Source organism: Mesobacillus sp. QJM3NY_10, from assembly GCF_056173465.1.
Window position 1 is genome coordinate 1,185,200 of sequence record NZ_CM149675.1, and the last position, 17,491, is coordinate 1,202,690.

Here is a 17,491-nt window from a genome sequence, read left to right on the forward strand (position 1 = left end):
TGGTCGATAAATTTCGTTTTTCGCCAATAAAGAAGAATCGGCCATCTCATTTAGATTATTTTCCTCTGGTTTTAGCAAGTAGATCACAGATGTAGTAGATTCCTCTGTAAAACAAGATGCCCGCAGCACTTTTTCGAGTGCTTCCCTCATCATTTATTCTCCATCCACGAACTTCCCGTGCTCTGGCACCGTAATCTCCTCAAACTCCCGTACCAGTAAATCACGATTCTTCTCCAGCTCCTCGCCTTCCATTGGGTACAACAGCATTCGATTAAAGAAGCTTTTAAAAAGAATTATTTTCACAATGACGGACTGAATTTCAATCAGTCCGTTTTTTATTTTGCGAAATGGATACATTAAAAGAAAGAGAACACTGCGTGATAACTGTTAAAGGCTAAAATATCATCCCGAAGGTTTTAAAATAATCTGTGGGTGGTAATGTAGGTGTACAAGCAGAAAACAACAAGATTCAACATCTTAGAATACTGCTTGTTAGACTGCAGAACCCATTGGTTTAACACCATGGAAATTGAGGTAATATAAGGTTAGAGCAAGCTGTTTAGCTCCCGGGAAGCAATGAAAATCAGCAAAGGCTAATTTTACATCACTGCAGTTTGAACTCTTTAAAGGGTGTAAAACCCCTTAGCACTATTACTACTTGTAAAATACATCTAATTTTAAGGAGGAATAACATTATGATGAGTTTTCTTTGGGCATTAATTATTGGTGGTATTATTGGGTGGTTAGCAGGATTGATCTTGGGCAGAGACATCCCTGGCGGTGTTATCGGTAACATCATCGCTGGTTTCGTAGGTGCCTGGATTGGTCAGGCAATCTTAGGAGACTGGGGACCTGTAGTTGCTGACTTTGCGATTGTTCCGGCATTGATCGGTGCCATTGCATTGGTATTCATCGTCAGCCTTGTTATGAAGAGTATGCGTAAAGCTGACTAATAGAAAAAAATCCTTCCGTCTTCGGAAGGATTTTTTTTGTGGAAATTTTTGTGCTTAACCTTAAGTATAGGCTGAAAAAAATTCAGATTTCATACGGATCAATATTAATAAATATCGGTGATTGGTCGATAAAAGGTGCGTGGCATATTATTTTTTCCTGTGTAAACGGGTGGGTGAATTCCATTTTTACCGCATGCAGCGCTTGCCTGTGAAATGTATCGCTTCCTCCGTAGAGGCTGTCTCCAGCCAGTGGATGCCAAATAGCGCCAAAATGCACCCGGATTTGATGGGTCCTGCCAGTATCCAGTATACATTGGACAAGGGTCAGGTCTTTCTGTTTCATTTGATCTAATACTTTAAAGTGGGTGATGGCCTGCTGGCCTGTTTCCGAAACTCTTCTTCTTGTTGGATGATGACGGTCACGGCCGATTGGTTTATTGATGGTTCCTTTTTTCTGTCTGATGATCCCGTCAGCCAACGCCAGATATGTTCTTTTAATGGTACGTTCCTCAAGCATTTTATCGAGAATAGCTGTGATAAGCGGATGTTTGGCAAATAGCACTGCACCCGTTGTCTCCCGGTCGAGCCTGTGTATATGACGGGGACGGGTAATCTCTCCATTTGACTGCATATGGAAAGCAGCTCCGTTCGCCAGAGTGCCACCCTGGCCGCTCTCGTTTGGATGAGTATCCATTCCGGCAGGCTTATTGAATACAATCAGGTGGTCATCCTCATAGATGATATCAACATTCAAGTATTCAGGGATGACGGTAACCTCTTCTTCAGTAAAAAGCTTCATACTTAAGCGATCGTTCTTTTTGAGTGGATGTGTCCAATCAGGAATATTTCCGTTAATCAGGACGTTCTTTTCCATCCTTAAATGATGGACCAATTTTTTTGGAGCTTTCCAAAAATCCTTGAAAAGTGTTTCAAGAGTGTGCTGTTCCCATTCAGCGGGAATGACCAGTTCAAACCATTCGCCTTTTTTGTTAGTATGTATCATATTTGTCTCCTGACTTGGTAAGTTAGATTTGATTTTGCTCTATGAAAAAGTATTATATAAACTCGTTTTCATTCAGTAGGAATCTGTCAACTTTTACCGCATGCATGGTCATAATTACCACCCAGAAAATTGGAATGGATATGTTATTCTAGGTATATATATTACGAATAGATTACAAAGTGTTAAAAAAGGTGGGTCGATCATTGAAAATTGTTTTTGCGTCTACTCCCGGACAAGAAGAGAAAGTAGTTGAATTGGCAAGGTATTTTTATACTGATATTTTTCCATTGTACTTTTCAGATGAAGACATTCATGAATTTGAAAGGCTTGAAGTATTACATACAAGGCCCGAGCAGTTCGAGAGATTCAGTACACTTGGAGATGCTTTCCAGGTAATTACAAGCATGCAGACATTGATCTCTATTTTGGAGTCTGGCCATATTCCTGAAAAATATCAGTGGATGTTCCGTAAAAATGTCCAGACATTGACAGACTATGGAATCTGTTTCCCATTTAATTACAGTCAGTTTTCTGACTCCAAGCATGTCCATCTAGATTATATCAGTACCTATACGAAAGCCGCCAATAGACTGTTACTTTAAGAGCGGAGAAACATTATTAAAAACAAATCTAAAAATGAAAACGCCTGCGAATCGCAGGCGTTTTGTCGTTATTTTAAGGTATTCTCATTGAACCAATTTTCGAATGTCGGTTCTTCCTGGTAGCCAACGATCCTGTTGACTTCTTTTCCATCCTTGTATTGTACAATTGTTGGAGTCGATTCGATTCCATAATCATTCCAGCCTTGTTCAAACTCGAGCAAGTTATATTGTTCGAGATCTACTCCCATATCCTCTGCCAGAGGTGCAACAATAGGAGTGGTGCGAACGCAGTGAGGGCATGTTGGACTGTGGAAATACACGGTAACATCCTCGCCGTTTTCAATTTTCTTCTCCAGTTCCTCAGGAAGGATAATATTTTGATAGTTCGGATCATCCAGTTGTTTGACGGTTTCAGGATGAAGCGTATTCTTTCCGTAAGGGTTTCCTTCAGCTTTTTCCTCATTTTGCGCTTTATTTAGAAAAAATAATGCTGCGAATAATCCAATGATAATTAATAAAAAAACAATAACCTTTTTCAATTTACGCTTCCTCCTTAGATTTCTTCCAAATCAACATGCTTAGTGAAAAAATAATGATAAAAGCAGTTAAAGCCAGGAATGGGATGGAGATAAAACCAAGCCAGTTGATATATTGGCCTGTACAAGGCACTCTCCCGCAAGTATCAGCATTGTCAGCCATGAATGGCACCTTTTGCAATGAATAATGATACAGTGATATCAATCCGCCGACAGCTGCCATAATCATCGTATAAAAGGAAATCTTATAATCTTTTTTGACAACGGCAATCCCCAGTAACAAGGCAAAAGGATACATCAGGATTCGCTGATACCAGCACAGCAGGCAAGGTTCATACTGGCGGATTTCCGAGAAATACAGACTGCCGAACATGGCGATGATCGATGTAGCCCAAGCCGCAAATAAATACGACTCCCTTGAATCTTTTTTCGTCTCTTTCAAGCTAATCTCCCCTAAGCTATGTAATCTCTATTTAAACATTCTTTATAAAAGAAACAACTATCTCTCATTACATCTTAAGGAATGTAATAAAATAATTCAATTAACATTATGTGAAATAATTTTTCCCAATATAAAGGGGGAGGCTAAAATAAAGAGTTATAACCGATGAATTTAGGGTATAGGAATATGATGATGATTTTTAGGATTGTTTGTTTTTTTACATAAATAGTAAGTAAAATGTTAATATAGCGTTTTTTATGAGAGAAAGGATGCAGGATTATATGAGCGAATTGGATTTGTCCAAATTTGAAAAAAGAATGACCATCCGCAACACGAAGCAAGAGGATATTGATGAGATTATCAAAATGCAGAACAGCTGCTTTCCTGGGATGGAGCCATGGAAGCGCGATCAGCTTGAGAGCCACCTTGAAATCTTTCCAGAAGGCCAATTTGTCGCAGAGTATGATGGGAAAGTAGTTGGTTCCTGCTCAAGTCTGATAATAAACTTTGATGAATACGATGATCGCCATAGCTGGGATGATGTTACAGATGAAGGCTATATCTCGAACCATAATCCAGAAGGCTATAACTTGTATGGAATTGAAGTCATGACTCATCCTGAATTCAGGAGGATGAAGGTTGGCTACCGTTTGTACGAAGCAAGGAAGGATCTCGCAAGGCAGATGAACTTGAAAAGTATCATCATCGGCGGCAGGATTCCGAATTACCATCTGCACGCGGAAGAAATGTCACCTCGTGAATATGTACGGCAAGTCGCATCGCATAAAATCTATGACCCGGTACTCTCGTTCCAGCTAAGGAATGACTTTACACTGATGAGGATCAACCCGAACTACCTCCCGGACGATCTCCAGTCGAATAAGTACGCGACATTGATGGAATGGAATAATGTTGACTACCAGCCAAAATCGAAGAGATTCTATAAAACCAGCAACCCAGTCCGGATTTGTGTTGTCCAGTATATGATGAGAAAAATCAAGTCATTTGAAGATCTGGCACACCAGGTTGAATACTTTACGGATGTTGCTGCGGATGCTGGCTCAGATTTTGCGGTATTCCCGGAAATCTTCACGACACAGCTTATGTCCTTCATGGATGAGAAATCACCTTCGCTCGCTGTCCGCAGGGTGACTGAATATACAGAGCAATACATCGAGCTTTTTACCGATCTGGCCGTCCGTTATAATGTCAACATCATTGGCGGTTCGCACTTGGTAAAAGAAGAAGATGACGAAATATACAATATCTCTTACTTGTTCCGCCGTGATGGAACGATTGATAAGCAATATAAGCTTCATATCACGCCAAATGAGCGCAGATGGTGGGGAATCAGCCGCGGTGATGAGTTGAAGGTGTTCGATACAGACTGTGGCAAAATCGCCATTCAAATTTGTTATGACATCGAATTCCCTGAGCTTGCGAGGATTGCCACTGATATGGGAGCCAAAATCATTTTCACGCCGTTTTGTACCGAGGATCGCCAGGGTTACCTGCGGGTACGTTACTGCGCTCAGGCAAGAGCTGTCGAAAACCAGGTATACACTGTCATTTCTGGTACCGTCGGCAACCTGCCGCAAACAGAAAACATGGATATCCAATATGCCCAGTCCGGAATCTTCGCGCCTTCTGATTTCGAATTCGCAAGGGATGGGATTGTCGGTGAAACGAACCCGAATATCGAAATGGTCATGATCGGCGATGTTGACCTTGAAATCCTCCGCCGCCAGCGTCAGGACGGCACAGTCCGCCAACTGAAAGACCGCAGGCACGATATTTATCGGATACAGTATAAGAAGTAGAAGTAGGATAAGTTGCAGCACCTGGGGAAAAAGAGCTGGATTCCCCAGGTGTTTTTCAGTGGGAATGGAATTGGCTTAGGGCGTAACTCGATCATCATTTCGACTTCCAATTTGAACTCTGGAAATCCCATCAACCGGAAAAAGAGGCCACCAATAAAGGCGTATTGGCGCCCTAAAATCCCAGAAACCGGAAAAAGAGGTCACCAATAAGGACGTATATTCACAAAATCACTGAAATGATATGAAAACAAATTGACAAGTTAGCATAAAAGTTATCAATCCGACTCTATCTTGTTTTATAATTAGCTGTAAGTTTCAAATCTTATTTACGGGAGGTCATTTGATGGATTGGAAAAAGAAAGCTGAGAAATGGCTTGGTTTTGCCGGATTGGATCCGGAGCTTAAAACTGAGCTTGACTCATTTAAAGAAAACGAGAAGCATTTAGAGGAAGTTTTTTATAAAAACCTGGAATTCGGTACTGGTGGTATGCGCGGAGAAATTGGTGCTGGTACCAACAGGATGAACTTATACACTGTCCGCAAGGCATCAACCGGCCTGGCAGCATACATAGAAGAACAAGGGAATGAAGCGAAGCAGCGTGGTGTGGCCATCGCTTATGATTCACGCCATAAATCACCTGAATTCGCAATGGAGGCTGCAAAAACATTAGCGACGCGCGGAATCCAGACATATGTTTTTGAAGAACTGCGGCCTACTCCGGAGCTGTCATTCGCGGTACGTCACCTGCACGCTTATGCGGGAATCGTCATAACCGCCAGCCATAATCCGCCTGAATATAATGGCTATAAAGTATATGGACCAGACGGCGGCCAACTGCCTCCAGGTAGCGCTGATGAAGTGATCGACAAGGTTAATGAAATTGAAAATGAACTATCCATCGAGGTAATGGACGAGCAAGTGTTGAAGGAAAAAGGTTTGATCAAGATGATTGGACCTGAAGTGGACCGCGCTTATCTTGAGAAACTGATGACGATTTCCGAAAATCCGACGCTGGCAGATGAAGCCGATGTAAAAGTGGTATTCACACCGCTGCATGGCACTGCCAATATGCCTGTACGGAATATCCTTACCAACCTTAAATACCAAAATGTCTTGGTAGTAAAGGAACAGGAACTTCCGGATCCTGAATTTTCGACAGTAAAAAGCCCGAATCCAGAAGAGCATGCCGCATTTGAACTGGCAATTCGTGAAGGGAAGAAAATCGATGCGGATGTGCTGATTGCCACAGATCCTGACGCTGACCGTCTTGGTATCGCTGTGAAAGATCCAGACGGGGAGTATGTCGTCCTGACAGGAAACCAGACGGGTGCACTGCTGCTGCATTATATCCTGACGCAAAAGCAGGAGAAAGAAACTTTACCAGCCAATGGAGCCGTGTTCAAAACAATCGTTACATCCGAACTTGGCCGCAAAATCGCTTCCTCTTTCGGAGTCGATACAATCGATGTCCTGACTGGCTTCAAGTTCATAGCTGAAAAAATTAAACAATATGAAGACTCAGGAGAGTATAAATTCCTGTTTGGCTATGAAGAAAGCTATGGATACTTAATCGGCGACTTTGCCCGGGATAAAGATGCAGTCCAGGCGGCAATGCTAGCTGTCGAGGTTTGCGCATATTACAAAAAGAAGGGCATGTCTTTGTACGAAGCGCTTCTAAGTGTATTTGAGGAGTATGGTTACTACCAGGAAGGACTTCGTTCCCTGACGCTAAAAGGAAAAGAGGGTGCGGAATTAATCCAGAAGACACTTGGAGTCTTCCGCCAGGAGCCGCTTAAGCAACTTGGTGAATTGAAAGTAACGGCAGTGGAAGATTATTTAACAAGTGTAAGAGTGAATGAAAACAACGAAGAAGAAAAAATCCAGCTTCCTTCTTCAAACGTCATCAAATACTATCTTGAGGATGGCACATGGGTTTGCCTTCGCCCATCTGGTACTGAGCCAAAGATTAAGTTTTATTTTGGTGTGAACGACAAGAGCCTCGCAGAAAGCAAGCAGAAACTCCAAAAAATCGAACAGGATTTCATGGAGGTAGTTGAAAAGAAAATGGAAGCTGCAAAGAACCTGTAAAACAACTGAGAGAAACAGCTGAAAGGAAGTAATTACATTGTTAAAAGAACAAGTCGCAATCGTCACAGGTGCATCAAGAGGAATCGGCAAAGAAATCGCAGTTAAATTAGCTGAACAGGGAATGAAACTTGCGGTTGCAGGAAGCTCTGAAGAAATCAACAACACTGCGGAAGAATTGAAGCAGAAAGGTATTTCTGATGTCATTGCGGTCCAGACTGATGTCAGCGATGAGCAGCAGGTGAAAAACCTCGTTGAAAAAACGGTTGAAGCATTCGGTCAGGTTGATGTACTTGTCAATAATGCGGGTATTGGCTTTTTCAAACTGGCCGAGGAAGTAACCGTTGAAGAATGGAAAAAGCTATTTGAAGTAAATGTCCAGGGTGTATTCCTTGGTGCGAAAGCCGTACTGCCTCATATGAAGGAGCGTAAATCAGGCACGATTATTACGATCTCCTCTGATGTTGGCCGATACACGATACCAAACGGAAGTGCTTATACAGCTTCGAAGTACGCTGTCCAAGGCTTCAGTGGGGCACTTGCGCAGGAAGTCAGGGAATATGGAATCCGTGTTGGTACCATTAATCCAGGAATGGTCGATACTTATTTCGCTGACTCAGAACAAGGTCTGCCAGAGAAACATGACTGGCTTAAGGTGGAAGACATCGCGAACGCTGTTGTCTATATGGCATCCGCTCCAAAACATATGCTGATTGATGAAATCGTCATCCATCCGCTTGTCCAGAATTACCCGATTGCTTAATGCAGAGTCCGAAGAGGAATTCCCTCTTCGGATTTTTTTGTATAAAAAGTTGATAACTACGACTTTTGAACGAGAGGAAATTCAGACTTTTTTCAAAAGCGGAATTTTCCGATTAGAGATATAATATAGGAAAATGGGGGGGTTGGATGGCTGGGGATAAAGCGAATTCAGATGTCGGCATTTTGAAGGAAATCGCTGAACTATTGAACGAGGGCACAGAGCTTAATACTGTTCTGGCCGAGGTATTGAGAAGGCTGCTGCGAATAACAGGACTTGAGACAGGCTGGATCTTTCTGATTGACGCGCAGGGCGACTACCAGCTGGCTGCAATGGTTGAGTTGCCTCCTGCATTATCCATGGACAATTTCGCTCCAATGTGTGAGGGAGGCTGTTGGTGTGTCGACCGCTATAATGATGGAAGATTAAATAAAGCGACGAATATCTTCGAATGTAAAAGACTTGAGGATGCAATAAATAATAAAAGTGGCGAAACGAACGGTTTGACTCACCATGCGACTGTTCCGTTAAGAGCGGGAAATGAAAAGTTCGGTGTCATGAATGTAGGAACACCAAATAAAACCCACTTCAAAAAAGATGAACTCGCTTTGCTCGAAGCAGTCGCATTCCAGATCGGAACGGCGATAAAAAGGATAAGGCTTTCCCAGCAGGAGCAGGAACTAGCGTTGGCAGCTGAGCGGAACCGACTGGCCAGGGATTTGCATGATTCAGTGAACCAGCTCCTTTTTTCACTGAGTTTAACGGCAAGGGCCGGCACAGAAATGGCGGATACTCCGGAACTGAAAGATACTTTTTTGTATATACAGGATCTGGCGCAGGAAGCTCAAGGAGAGATGAGAGCACTTATCTGGCAATTGCGCCCCCGTGGTCTCGAGAACGGGATCATCTGCGCGCTTGCGGGTTATGCAGAGATGCTGGATTTGCCACTTGAAACAAAGGTAGTTGGTGTTTCAAGTCTTCCAGGGAAAGTGGAAGAAGCGCTTTGGAGAATCGGGCAGGAAGCGCTGGCCAATTGCAAAAAACATTCCCAGGCCGAAAGAGTTCACTTAACACTCGATTCGGCCAGTGGTCAGGTAGAAATGCAGATTCAGGATGATGGTGCAGGCTTTAATTTTAATCCGGAAAAGGAACTTCCATCACTAGGTCTGAAAAGCATGCAAATGAGGGCTTACTCGCTTGGGGGCAAGCTTGAAATACTCAGTAAACCTGGTGAAGGAACAATGATTATTGTAAAGATCCCGATATGATAAAAGGGGGGAATGGGGGGATGACAATTAAAATTCTGATTGCGGATGACCACCATGTCGTAAGAAGAGGGTTGGTTTTTTTCCTTAGGACACAGGAACAAATAGAGATTGTCGGCGAAGCAGGGAATGGAAAGGAAGCTGTTGAGCTTGCGAGGGCATTGAACCCGGACATTATTTTAATGGATTTAATCATGCCTGTTATGAACGGGATTGAGGCAACGAAGATTATCAAGGCAGAGAACCCAGAGATTAATATCATGATGCTGACCAGCTTTGCAGACCAGGAACATGTGATCCCAGCCATCGAGGCAGGTGCATCTGGCTATCAGCTTAAAGATATCCAGCCAGATGAACTGGTAAAAGCAATATTCAGGATCATGGATGGTGAAAATCAGCTGCATCCAAAAGCAACATCACTTGTTTTAAAGCATCTATCAGGCAAAAATCGCCATGAAAGGAATCTTCTTAATGAGCTTACAAGGCGGGAGCTGGAGGTGCTGAAAGAAATCGCCAGCGGCAAAAGCAATAAAGAGATTGCAGCTTCATTGTTTATTACGGAAAAAACAGTCAAAACGCATGTTTCCAATATCCTGGCAAAATTGGAATTGGCAGACCGGACTCAGGCAGCGTTATATGCTGTCCGGAATCGCCTCGTAGACCAGGAACCGCCCTCCGCTTGAGAAAGATAAACCATTAATTAACAATAGGAATCAGCATAAAAAATAACAAACACGGCACCTTAATACAGGTAGCCGTGTTATTTTTTTGGTGGAATTCTCTTGTTAAATCGAGCCGGTTACAGCGGTTTCCAGGTAGTCATCGCCGGCGGCTTCATTTGCGTGGTCGATATATCTGAGCAGGGAATACAGGCGTTTTTCAATGACAGCATAATCTTTTTCAAAGTTGTAAGCGTGGAGAAAATGTTCAATCTTTTTAGCCAGGAACTGGTCCTCTGTCCTGACCATAAGGATGAGCAGGTTATCCCATTGAGATCGGTGCGTGTAATATAAAGCACGATCATATTCCGTTTTATTCATATCCAATCCTCCTTATGAGGAGTTGATAATATTATATGGAGTTGACGCCGTATCTTCCTCAGAAAATGTTGGACGACCTTGTTTACTGGGGTTTTCAAGTTTTACCTGTATAATTGGGCATTCAAATGAACTAAGAATGACTACATACCGAAGTTGATTATAAAGCTGAGCAGTTTAAAGGAGTGTATGATGAAAAAGTATTTTTTCGCTATAACTGTATTTTTGATTTTGTTAATGGGAATCCAAAGAGGGGATATTAATGCTCAAAGGCCTGATTACGAAAAGTATGGGAAGATAGCTACTGCCGTAATCAATGAAGAATTTCCCGATGAGACGGTCCGGAATTATAAGTATATGGGCAGGAAGCAGAAAGACGATCGCCAGGTACTTGACTCATTTCAATACAAGGTCAGTGACAATAGAAAAACGGTTATTATCACTGTGCAAGTCGCCCATGATGTGAAAAGTGACAGGTTATTGAGCCTTTCTGTTACCGAACAACTACAGCAGTAAAGTTTCTAACCTGTTCATCTTTCTCCTTTTTTTCTCATACATTGTTGTAAGAGGTGAAAGGGGGAGAGATGGTGTCGGAAGATCAAAAGTCACTGGAATATGCCATTTCTGAAATTACCGAAATCGCTAAAGGGTTTGGGCTGGACTTTTATCCGATGAGGTATGAAATATGTCCTGCAGAAATCATCTATACATTTGGTGCCTATGGAATGCCAACGAGATTTTCGCATTGGAGCTTTGGGAAACAATTTCATAAAATGAAGCTGCATTATGACTTAGGGCTTTCAAAAATTTATGAACTTGTCATCAATTCAAATCCATGCTACGCCTTCTTGCTGGATTCAAACGCGTTGATCCAGAACAAATTGATTGTTGCCCATGTTTTGGCACACTGTGATTTCTTCAAAAACAATGTTCGATTCCAAAATACGAAGCGGGATATGGTCGAAAGCATGTCAGCAACGGCAGAGAGAATCCGCAAATATGAAATCGAGCATGGAAAACAAGCAGTGGAGTCTTTCTTAGATGCGGTGCTAGCCATTGAAGAGCATATCGATCCATCGTTGATGAGGCCGAAGCTCGCATGGTCAGCCGACGATGATTTCGATGATGAACCAACGTCAATAGCAACTCCATATGATGATCTTTGGGCCCTTGAGTCAACAAAGTCCGAATCAACAGAGAAGGTAAAGAAGAAGAAATTCCCGCCGCGCCCTGAGAAAGATCTACTGTTGTTCATTGAAAGTTTTAGCCGCGAGCTGGATGATTGGCAGAGGGATATCCTGACAATGATGCGGGAGGAAATGCTCTATTTTTGGCCGCAGCTTGAAACAAAAATCATGAATGAAGGCTGGGCCTCTTATTGGCACCAACGGATTCTCCGGGAAATGGACCTGACGAGCGGTGAATCAATCGAGTTTGCAAAATTGAATGCCGGGGTCGTTCAGCCATCCAAAACGGGAATCAATCCATATTATTTAGGAATCAAAATTTTTGAAGATATCGAAGACCGTTATAATAACCCGACTGAGGAAATGAAACGTCGTGGAGTAAAACCAGGATCAGGCCGGGAAAAAATGTTTGAAGTCCGTGAAATCGAATCAGATATTTCATTTTTACGCAATTACTTGACGAAGGATCTGGTCATGCGTGAAGATATGTATCTTTTCCAAAAGCAGGGACGAGAATACAAAGTCGTTGATAAAGCGTGGGAACAAGTCCGCGACCAGCTTGTCAGCATGAGAGTCAATGGCGGATTCCCATATTTGACCGTGACGGACGGCGATTACTTGAAAAATGGGGAGTTGTATATAACTCACGGCTTCGAAGGCATCGAGCTGGACATTAAATATTTGGAAAAAGTACTTCCGTATATTCATCAGCTTTGGGGACGGAAATGCCATATCGAGACGATGGTAGAGAACAGGACAATGCTCTACACCTATGATGGGAAGGGTATCCATCGCAAGTATTTATAAGGTAAGAACAAGCCGCTGGTCTCCAGCGGTTTTAATTTTTTTTGTGTAAAAACTATAATTAAAAGGTATTTAAATAATGGACAAGCTTTTTATTGAACCAATTTCGCAAATGAGACATAATTATATATATGAGCATATATTCATATATAAGAAAAGGAGGGAAACGTATGGGGCATAATCATTCACACGGCCATGGCCACGGTCATAGCCATAGTCATACAAACAACAAAAAGGCATTATTCTGGGCTTTTCTCCTGATCGCCACTTTCATGGTTGTAGAGGTGATTGGCGGGGTAATCACAAACAGCCTTGCACTGCTATCAGATGCGGGCCATATGCTGAGTGATGCGGCTGCGCTTGGGCTAAGTTTGTTCGCAATGAAGCTTGGTGAAAGAAAAGCAACACAATCAAAGACGTTTGGCTTCAAACGATTTGAAATCATTGCAGCTGCTTTAAACGGTCTTACATTAATCATCATTTCGATTTATATATTTGTTGAAGCGTACCAACGTTTTACAGATCCCCCAGAAGTACAAAGCATGGGAATGCTGACGATTTCGGTTATCGGGTTAATTGTCAATATCATCGCCGCTTGGATCCTGATGAGTGGAGACAAAGATGAGAACTTGAATGTAAGAAGCGCATTCCTTCATGTGCTGGGAGATATGCTTGGCTCGGTTGGCGCAATTACAGCAGCATTGCTGATCTACTTTTTTGGCTGGGGACTTGCGGATCCCATTGCAAGCGTTGCGGTTGCGATTCTCATCATCATCAGCGGCTGGCGAGTGACAAAGGAGAGCTTCCATGTGTTGATGGAAGGCACACCTCAGGAGATTGAATTGAATGAAGTGAAGGATGAAATAATGAAGATTCCAGAAGTAAAAGATGTACACGATGTTCACGTTTGGTCGATCACTTCAGGTGTCTTAATGCTTAGTGGGCATATTGCCGTCGAAGGGGAAGGAGCACATGATCGCGTACTCCACAAAGCACAAAGGCTTTTGCACGACCGCTTTGGAATTGATCATAGTACCCTTCAGGTAGAAGGGGAAGAGCATGGGTGCCCATGTGCGCACGGACCTTGCAATTGATTATTGCGTGTGTCGGATTATTGTGTAAAAAAACATGCCAGCCAATATTGATGGACAATCTCATCAATGATGGCTGGCATGTTCTATGCTTTGCTTTAACAGGTCAATGACGTGTTCGTCGTCATGCGTATAAAATAGAGATGTACCCTCTCTCCTGAATTTGACGAGCCTGAGGTTTTTTAGAAAACGCAATTGGTGTGAAACGGTTGATTGCAGTAATGAAAGTTTTTCAGCTATTTCATTGACCGAATGTTCCCCCTGGAACAAAAGATGGAGGATCCTGAGCCGTGTCGGGTCTGAAAGTGCCTTGAAAGTCTGTGAAACGATGAATAAAGTTTCCTCATCAAGCTCCATTACAGGAGAATTATTTTTCTTTTCTTCCAAGTTAATCGCCTCCTGCTCCTATTATAACTGTATCTTTTCTTTTACACAGTTATTCAATTTCCTGTGCTGTTCTTCTTTGGTTTTTTATGGGTAACGAGACCATCGTAATTGGTGATATAAAGCTCAATCTCTGGTTGGGTGTCCAGGCAATGGGCCTTCAAAAGCTGATAATAGTTCACCCTGTTTAATGGATCATAAGGCAGCATTGGATATTCCTTATTCTCCCTAACATAGAGGTCTACTGCTTTCTGGACTTTATCTATCGTTAGTGCGAGATCTTTCTCGTCTTCATCGAAAATATCATATGTTTCCTTTGACATGTAAAAATTTCGGGATGGAAGGCCTTTAAGGATTGGGGCAAGTTGCTCAACATCAATGCTGTTATCTTCCTTAACGAGAATTGTGCGGTAGACGCCTTTTGGAAGCTGTTCCGAATAAATACGTACTGCTTTTTTTATCTCTTCAACACTGGTCTCAATGATTGGCCAAACCTTTGGTGTATGGTTTGGTATTTCTGTCGTCCTGTGAGTGAAAAGAAAATATAGGGCAAAGCCTCCAACGGAACCTAAAACAGTTACATATGGGATTAAATCAAACACGAGGTCAATCAGATAACCGATAATTGGCCAGACTGCTGCAGCTGCGACTCTTAAGCAGGGTTTTCGCGGAAAAGTATTTTTGATATTTCTTCTGTCATTCTCCTTATCCTTATCCATACTATTCCCCTCCTTTCTAGGGCAGGAAGTACCCTTATTTCACAATAATCCAATAACATATGTGGCGTTATATATTTGTAAAGCCTTATAAGCGGATTTGGGTTAAAAAATCTGTGGTTTTGCCGATATAAAAGAAAGAGTCTGTGCTTTTGTGATATTTTGAAAATGGTTTACCATGGTGATTGAAGCAGGAACCGGGGAGGGTTTAGAGAAAATAAATGAATTGCTTCTCCTTATATTATATAAAATTTACCGTTAGATTGGTAATGGATCGTTTTGAAAATTGTGAAAATGATACTCAAAACAGTTCAATTAATGTTGAATATTGTATAATATTTAGAAAGCTTCAGTTTTATTCCCGGAAATTGTCATACATAGACCGCTAGTCTGAAATCAAATAAACCAGACAGAAACGAGGGGCAGGATGAATATTCCCCATATGTACATATTCGACTTTAATAATATAGCTCTGACTGTCGTTTTTTTAATCATTTCGTCAATAATGGCGGTTGAATTCAGCAGGCAAATCAAAAAGGCTATTGATAGAAAAAAACGTAAAATGGTCCTTTATTCACTTCTTTTGGCTCTTACATTTATGCTGACCCATCTGTTTGTTATTATTTCCGCAGGCGTCCCATTTTCGACGAGCAATTTTTATTTATTTTTTCTGTTATTCTTTGGTATCTGCGGAGTTGGGTCCTATGCGGCTTTGAGCCTGGCACAAAGGGACATTGCGAACACATCGCAGTATATATTCACCAGCCTATTAATCGCAGCTAGTATCATGATGGCAGAGTATACTGCATTTTATATAATCTTCAGGGAAGCAATCGAGATTCAGCCAATATTATCGGTGATGGTATTTTTGATGATATTGGTTACATCCTTCACGCTGATCAGATTTTTAATGCAGATTACAAATGAGGATATTTATGAGTTTGTCAAAAATTATAAATATACGGGAAGTGTCCTTGGGGGCATGGCAATGGGAGGCATTCCATATATCGTCTTGACTTCAATGATGGAGATTACGGATGGAAGCGGCGTGCATTCTTTCCTGGCACCGTTCATTTATATGGCCGCCGCAAACTTATTATTCATGCTCGTTCCTGACCTGTTTGGCGAAAAGCTCATCATGAAGAATGTCCAATCCCATTTATCCTTGTTCAGCCATAACCCTGATTCTGTGTTCAGGGTCGATTTGCAAGGATATATTTTAAGTGTCAATAAAGAGGCAGTTGAACTGACAGGTTACATGCCTAATGAATTAGCTGGACTGCATTTCATTGATCTGATTGGCGGTAGCGAGGAAGAAAAGAAAATCAGGAAATATTTCATGAAAGTCCTTAGCGGCGAGACGAAATTGATTGAAACCACCCTTAAAAGGGCTGATTCGACTTATGCGGACGTGAGGATCACAGCAGTCAGGATTATTGTCAAAAATAAAACAGTTGGTGTCTTTGGGATAGTCAGGGACATAACAGAACAGCAAAAAGCAGACAAGATGATTGAGTATCTGGCATATCATGATGAACTTACTAATTTGCCTAATAGACGGAACTTAGAGAAAGTAATGGCTTCACAATTTATAAAGGATGAAGCATTTTCGTTAATTTATCTTGATTTTGACCGGTTTAAAAGAATCAATGATACCTTCGGGCATTCGTTTGGTGATAAAATCTTGATGCAAATCGGCAAGAAGCTTTCAGAAGTTGTGCCAGAGGAATGTCTTGTGGCAAGAATTGGCGGTGATGAATTCGCGATTCTTGTTACTGAAGGAAATCAGCCAGACAAGATTGCCAATGAGATTGTACGAGAATTCCAGTCACCGCTTTTTGCGGAGGGCATGGAATTCCTGATCACGGCAAGTATTGGAATCTCGAAGTATCCTGAAGATACAAATAACCTTGAATTATTGCTGAAATACGCTGACATGGCGATGTATAAGGCAAAAGAAAACGGTGCAAACCACTATCAGTTTTTTGACCAGAGTATGGTGGATCAGAACGTGAATAAGTTTGAGCTTGAGAATGATTTGCGGAACGCTATAAATAGTAAATCTCTCACCGTCTTCTACCAGCCTAAATACAATGCAACAACTAATGAAATAACAGGGGCTGAAGCATTGGCTAGATGGAAGCATCCTCGCCATGGAATGATTCCTCCTGGTGTATTCATCCCGATTGCCGAGGAGGCGAACTTAATCGTACCCCTCGAGAGATTAATCATCAGGCAGGTGTTCAGTCAGCTTGTCACATGGAAAGATCGGGGGTTCGAGGTTCCTCGTACTTCAATCAATATCTCGATTATCCATTTCTACCAGGAGGATTTCGTAAAGTTCATGCAGCATACTCTTAAGGAGTATGATCTTTATGGTGAGTTGATTGAAATCGAAGTGACTGAGAGCATCATGATCAAGAAGGAAGACAGTATCAACTCACAGCTCCAGGCATTAAGGGAAATTGGAATTGAAGTCAGCATTGATGACTTTGGAACGGGATACAGTTCTTTGAGCTATTTAAGTAAACTATCAGTCGATCGGTTGAAAATTGACCAAAGCTTCATTTCACACTCCCAGGAAAACCGCGAAATCATATCAACGATTGTCTCAATGGCAACGAACCTGAAGTTAAAGGTCATTGCCGAGGGTGTTGAAACGGCATCGCAGATTGACCTGTTGAAATCACTTGGCTGTCAAGAAGTCCAGGGGTATTTCTACTCGCCTCCTTTGCCATCAAATGAATATGAAACAATGATGAACAAGCAGCCCCAGGAGACCTGATTGGCATTTTTGACTGAAGA

At 42.0% G+C, this 17,491-nt stretch carries 18 protein-coding genes; 11 read left to right on the forward strand and 7 right to left on the reverse strand.

The window, feature by feature from the left end:
• Window positions 1–153: 153 nt before the first annotated feature.
• On the reverse strand, window positions 154–303 hold the full coding sequence (locus AC0VX7_RS05975) for a hypothetical protein (RefSeq protein WP_475427088.1): 150 nt from the start codon (window positions 301–303) through the stop codon (window positions 154–156).
• Between the two features lie 395 nt (window positions 304–698).
• Between AC0VX7_RS05975 and AC0VX7_RS05980 the strand changes: the two genes are divergently transcribed.
• Window positions 699–953 (forward strand): GlsB/YeaQ/YmgE family stress response membrane protein, encoded by a 255-nt coding sequence (locus AC0VX7_RS05980; RefSeq protein WP_031307992.1) that lies wholly within the window; start codon window positions 699–701, stop codon window positions 951–953.
• A gap of 82 nt (window positions 954–1,035) precedes the next feature.
• On the opposite strand, the gene AC0VX7_RS05985 is transcribed toward AC0VX7_RS05980, so the two are convergent.
• A complete protein-coding gene (locus tag AC0VX7_RS05985; protein ID WP_475427089.1) occupies window positions 1,036–1,956 on the reverse strand; it encodes an RluA family pseudouridine synthase in 921 nt (306 codons plus the stop codon).
• Window positions 1,957–2,159: 203 nt separating this feature from the next.
• Here AC0VX7_RS05985 and AC0VX7_RS05990 point away from each other — a divergent pair, with 203 nt between their 5' ends.
• A complete protein-coding gene (locus AC0VX7_RS05990; RefSeq protein WP_475427090.1) occupies window positions 2,160–2,558 on the forward strand; it encodes a YhcU family protein in 399 nt (132 codons plus the stop codon).
• Window positions 2,559–2,626: 68 nt separating this feature from the next.
• Here the strand turns inward: AC0VX7_RS05990 and AC0VX7_RS05995 are convergent, their stop codons facing one another.
• The gene (locus AC0VX7_RS05995; RefSeq protein ID WP_475427091.1) at window positions 2,627–3,097 is read right to left on the reverse strand and encodes a thioredoxin family protein; all 471 of its coding nucleotides are present in this window, start codon (window positions 3,095–3,097) and stop codon (window positions 2,627–2,629) included.
• Window position 3,098: 1 nt separating this feature from the next.
• Window positions 3,099–3,536 (reverse strand): disulfide oxidoreductase, encoded by a 438-nt coding sequence (locus tag AC0VX7_RS06000; protein ID WP_475427092.1) that lies wholly within the window; start codon window positions 3,534–3,536, stop codon window positions 3,099–3,101.
• Window positions 3,537–3,817: 281 nt separating this feature from the next.
• Between AC0VX7_RS06000 and AC0VX7_RS06005 the strand changes: the two genes are divergently transcribed.
• The 5 genes from AC0VX7_RS06005 to AC0VX7_RS06025 all read left to right on the forward strand — a co-directional run bounded on the left by AC0VX7_RS06005 (window position 3,818) and on the right by AC0VX7_RS06025 (window position 10,150).
• The gene (locus AC0VX7_RS06005) at window positions 3,818–5,356 is read left to right on the forward strand and encodes a GNAT family N-acetyltransferase (protein ID WP_475427093.1); all 1,539 of its coding nucleotides are present in this window, start codon (window positions 3,818–3,820) and stop codon (window positions 5,354–5,356) included.
• Between the two features lie 343 nt (window positions 5,357–5,699).
• Window positions 5,700–7,445 (forward strand): phospho-sugar mutase, encoded by a 1,746-nt coding sequence (locus AC0VX7_RS06010; RefSeq protein WP_475427094.1) that lies wholly within the window; start codon window positions 5,700–5,702, stop codon window positions 7,443–7,445.
• A gap of 37 nt (window positions 7,446–7,482) precedes the next feature.
• Complete coding sequence (locus AC0VX7_RS06015; protein ID WP_475427095.1) at window positions 7,483–8,205, forward strand: SDR family oxidoreductase; 723 nt, start codon at window positions 7,483–7,485, stop codon at window positions 8,203–8,205.
• Window positions 8,206–8,351: 146 nt separating this feature from the next.
• The gene (locus tag AC0VX7_RS06020; RefSeq protein ID WP_475427096.1) at window positions 8,352–9,470 is read left to right on the forward strand and encodes a GAF domain-containing sensor histidine kinase; all 1,119 of its coding nucleotides are present in this window, start codon (window positions 8,352–8,354) and stop codon (window positions 9,468–9,470) included.
• 20 nt (window positions 9,471–9,490) lie between these two features.
• Window positions 9,491–10,150, forward strand: a complete 660-nt coding sequence (locus AC0VX7_RS06025; RefSeq protein WP_475427097.1) for a response regulator — start codon at window positions 9,491–9,493, stop codon at window positions 10,148–10,150.
• A gap of 102 nt (window positions 10,151–10,252) precedes the next feature.
• On the opposite strand, the gene AC0VX7_RS06030 is transcribed toward AC0VX7_RS06025, so the two are convergent.
• Window positions 10,253–10,507, reverse strand: a complete 255-nt coding sequence (locus tag AC0VX7_RS06030; protein WP_475427098.1) for a YhdB family protein — start codon at window positions 10,505–10,507, stop codon at window positions 10,253–10,255.
• A 189-nt stretch (window positions 10,508–10,696) separates the two neighbouring features.
• Here AC0VX7_RS06030 and AC0VX7_RS06035 point away from each other — a divergent pair, with 189 nt between their 5' ends.
• From AC0VX7_RS06035 to AC0VX7_RS06045, 3 genes are all read left to right on the forward strand, one after another.
• Window positions 10,697–11,020, forward strand: coding sequence for a DUF3889 domain-containing protein (locus AC0VX7_RS06035; RefSeq protein ID WP_475427099.1), 324 nt, complete (start codon window positions 10,697–10,699; stop codon window positions 11,018–11,020).
• Between the two features lie 68 nt (window positions 11,021–11,088).
• The gene (locus AC0VX7_RS06040; protein WP_475427100.1) at window positions 11,089–12,498 is read left to right on the forward strand and encodes a SpoVR family protein; all 1,410 of its coding nucleotides are present in this window, start codon (window positions 11,089–11,091) and stop codon (window positions 12,496–12,498) included.
• Between the two features lie 167 nt (window positions 12,499–12,665).
• On the forward strand, window positions 12,666–13,589 hold the full coding sequence (locus AC0VX7_RS06045; RefSeq protein WP_475427101.1) for a cation diffusion facilitator family transporter: 924 nt from the start codon (window positions 12,666–12,668) through the stop codon (window positions 13,587–13,589).
• 63 nt (window positions 13,590–13,652) lie between these two features.
• Here AC0VX7_RS06045 and AC0VX7_RS06050 read toward each other — a convergent pair whose 3' ends face one another.
• Complete coding sequence (locus tag AC0VX7_RS06050; RefSeq protein ID WP_215035514.1) at window positions 13,653–13,943, reverse strand: ArsR/SmtB family transcription factor; 291 nt, start codon at window positions 13,941–13,943, stop codon at window positions 13,653–13,655.
• Between the two features lie 83 nt (window positions 13,944–14,026).
• A complete protein-coding gene (locus AC0VX7_RS06055) occupies window positions 14,027–14,689 on the reverse strand; it encodes a DUF3939 domain-containing protein (RefSeq protein ID WP_475427102.1) in 663 nt (220 codons plus the stop codon).
• Window positions 14,690–15,113: 424 nt separating this feature from the next.
• Here AC0VX7_RS06055 and AC0VX7_RS06060 point away from each other — a divergent pair, with 424 nt between their 5' ends.
• Window positions 15,114–17,471 carry a sensor domain-containing protein gene (locus AC0VX7_RS06060; protein WP_475427103.1) on the forward strand — a complete coding sequence of 786 codons (2,358 nt, stop codon included), beginning with the start codon at window positions 15,114–15,116 and terminating at the stop codon, window positions 17,469–17,471.
• Window positions 17,472–17,491: the final 20 nt, after the last annotated feature.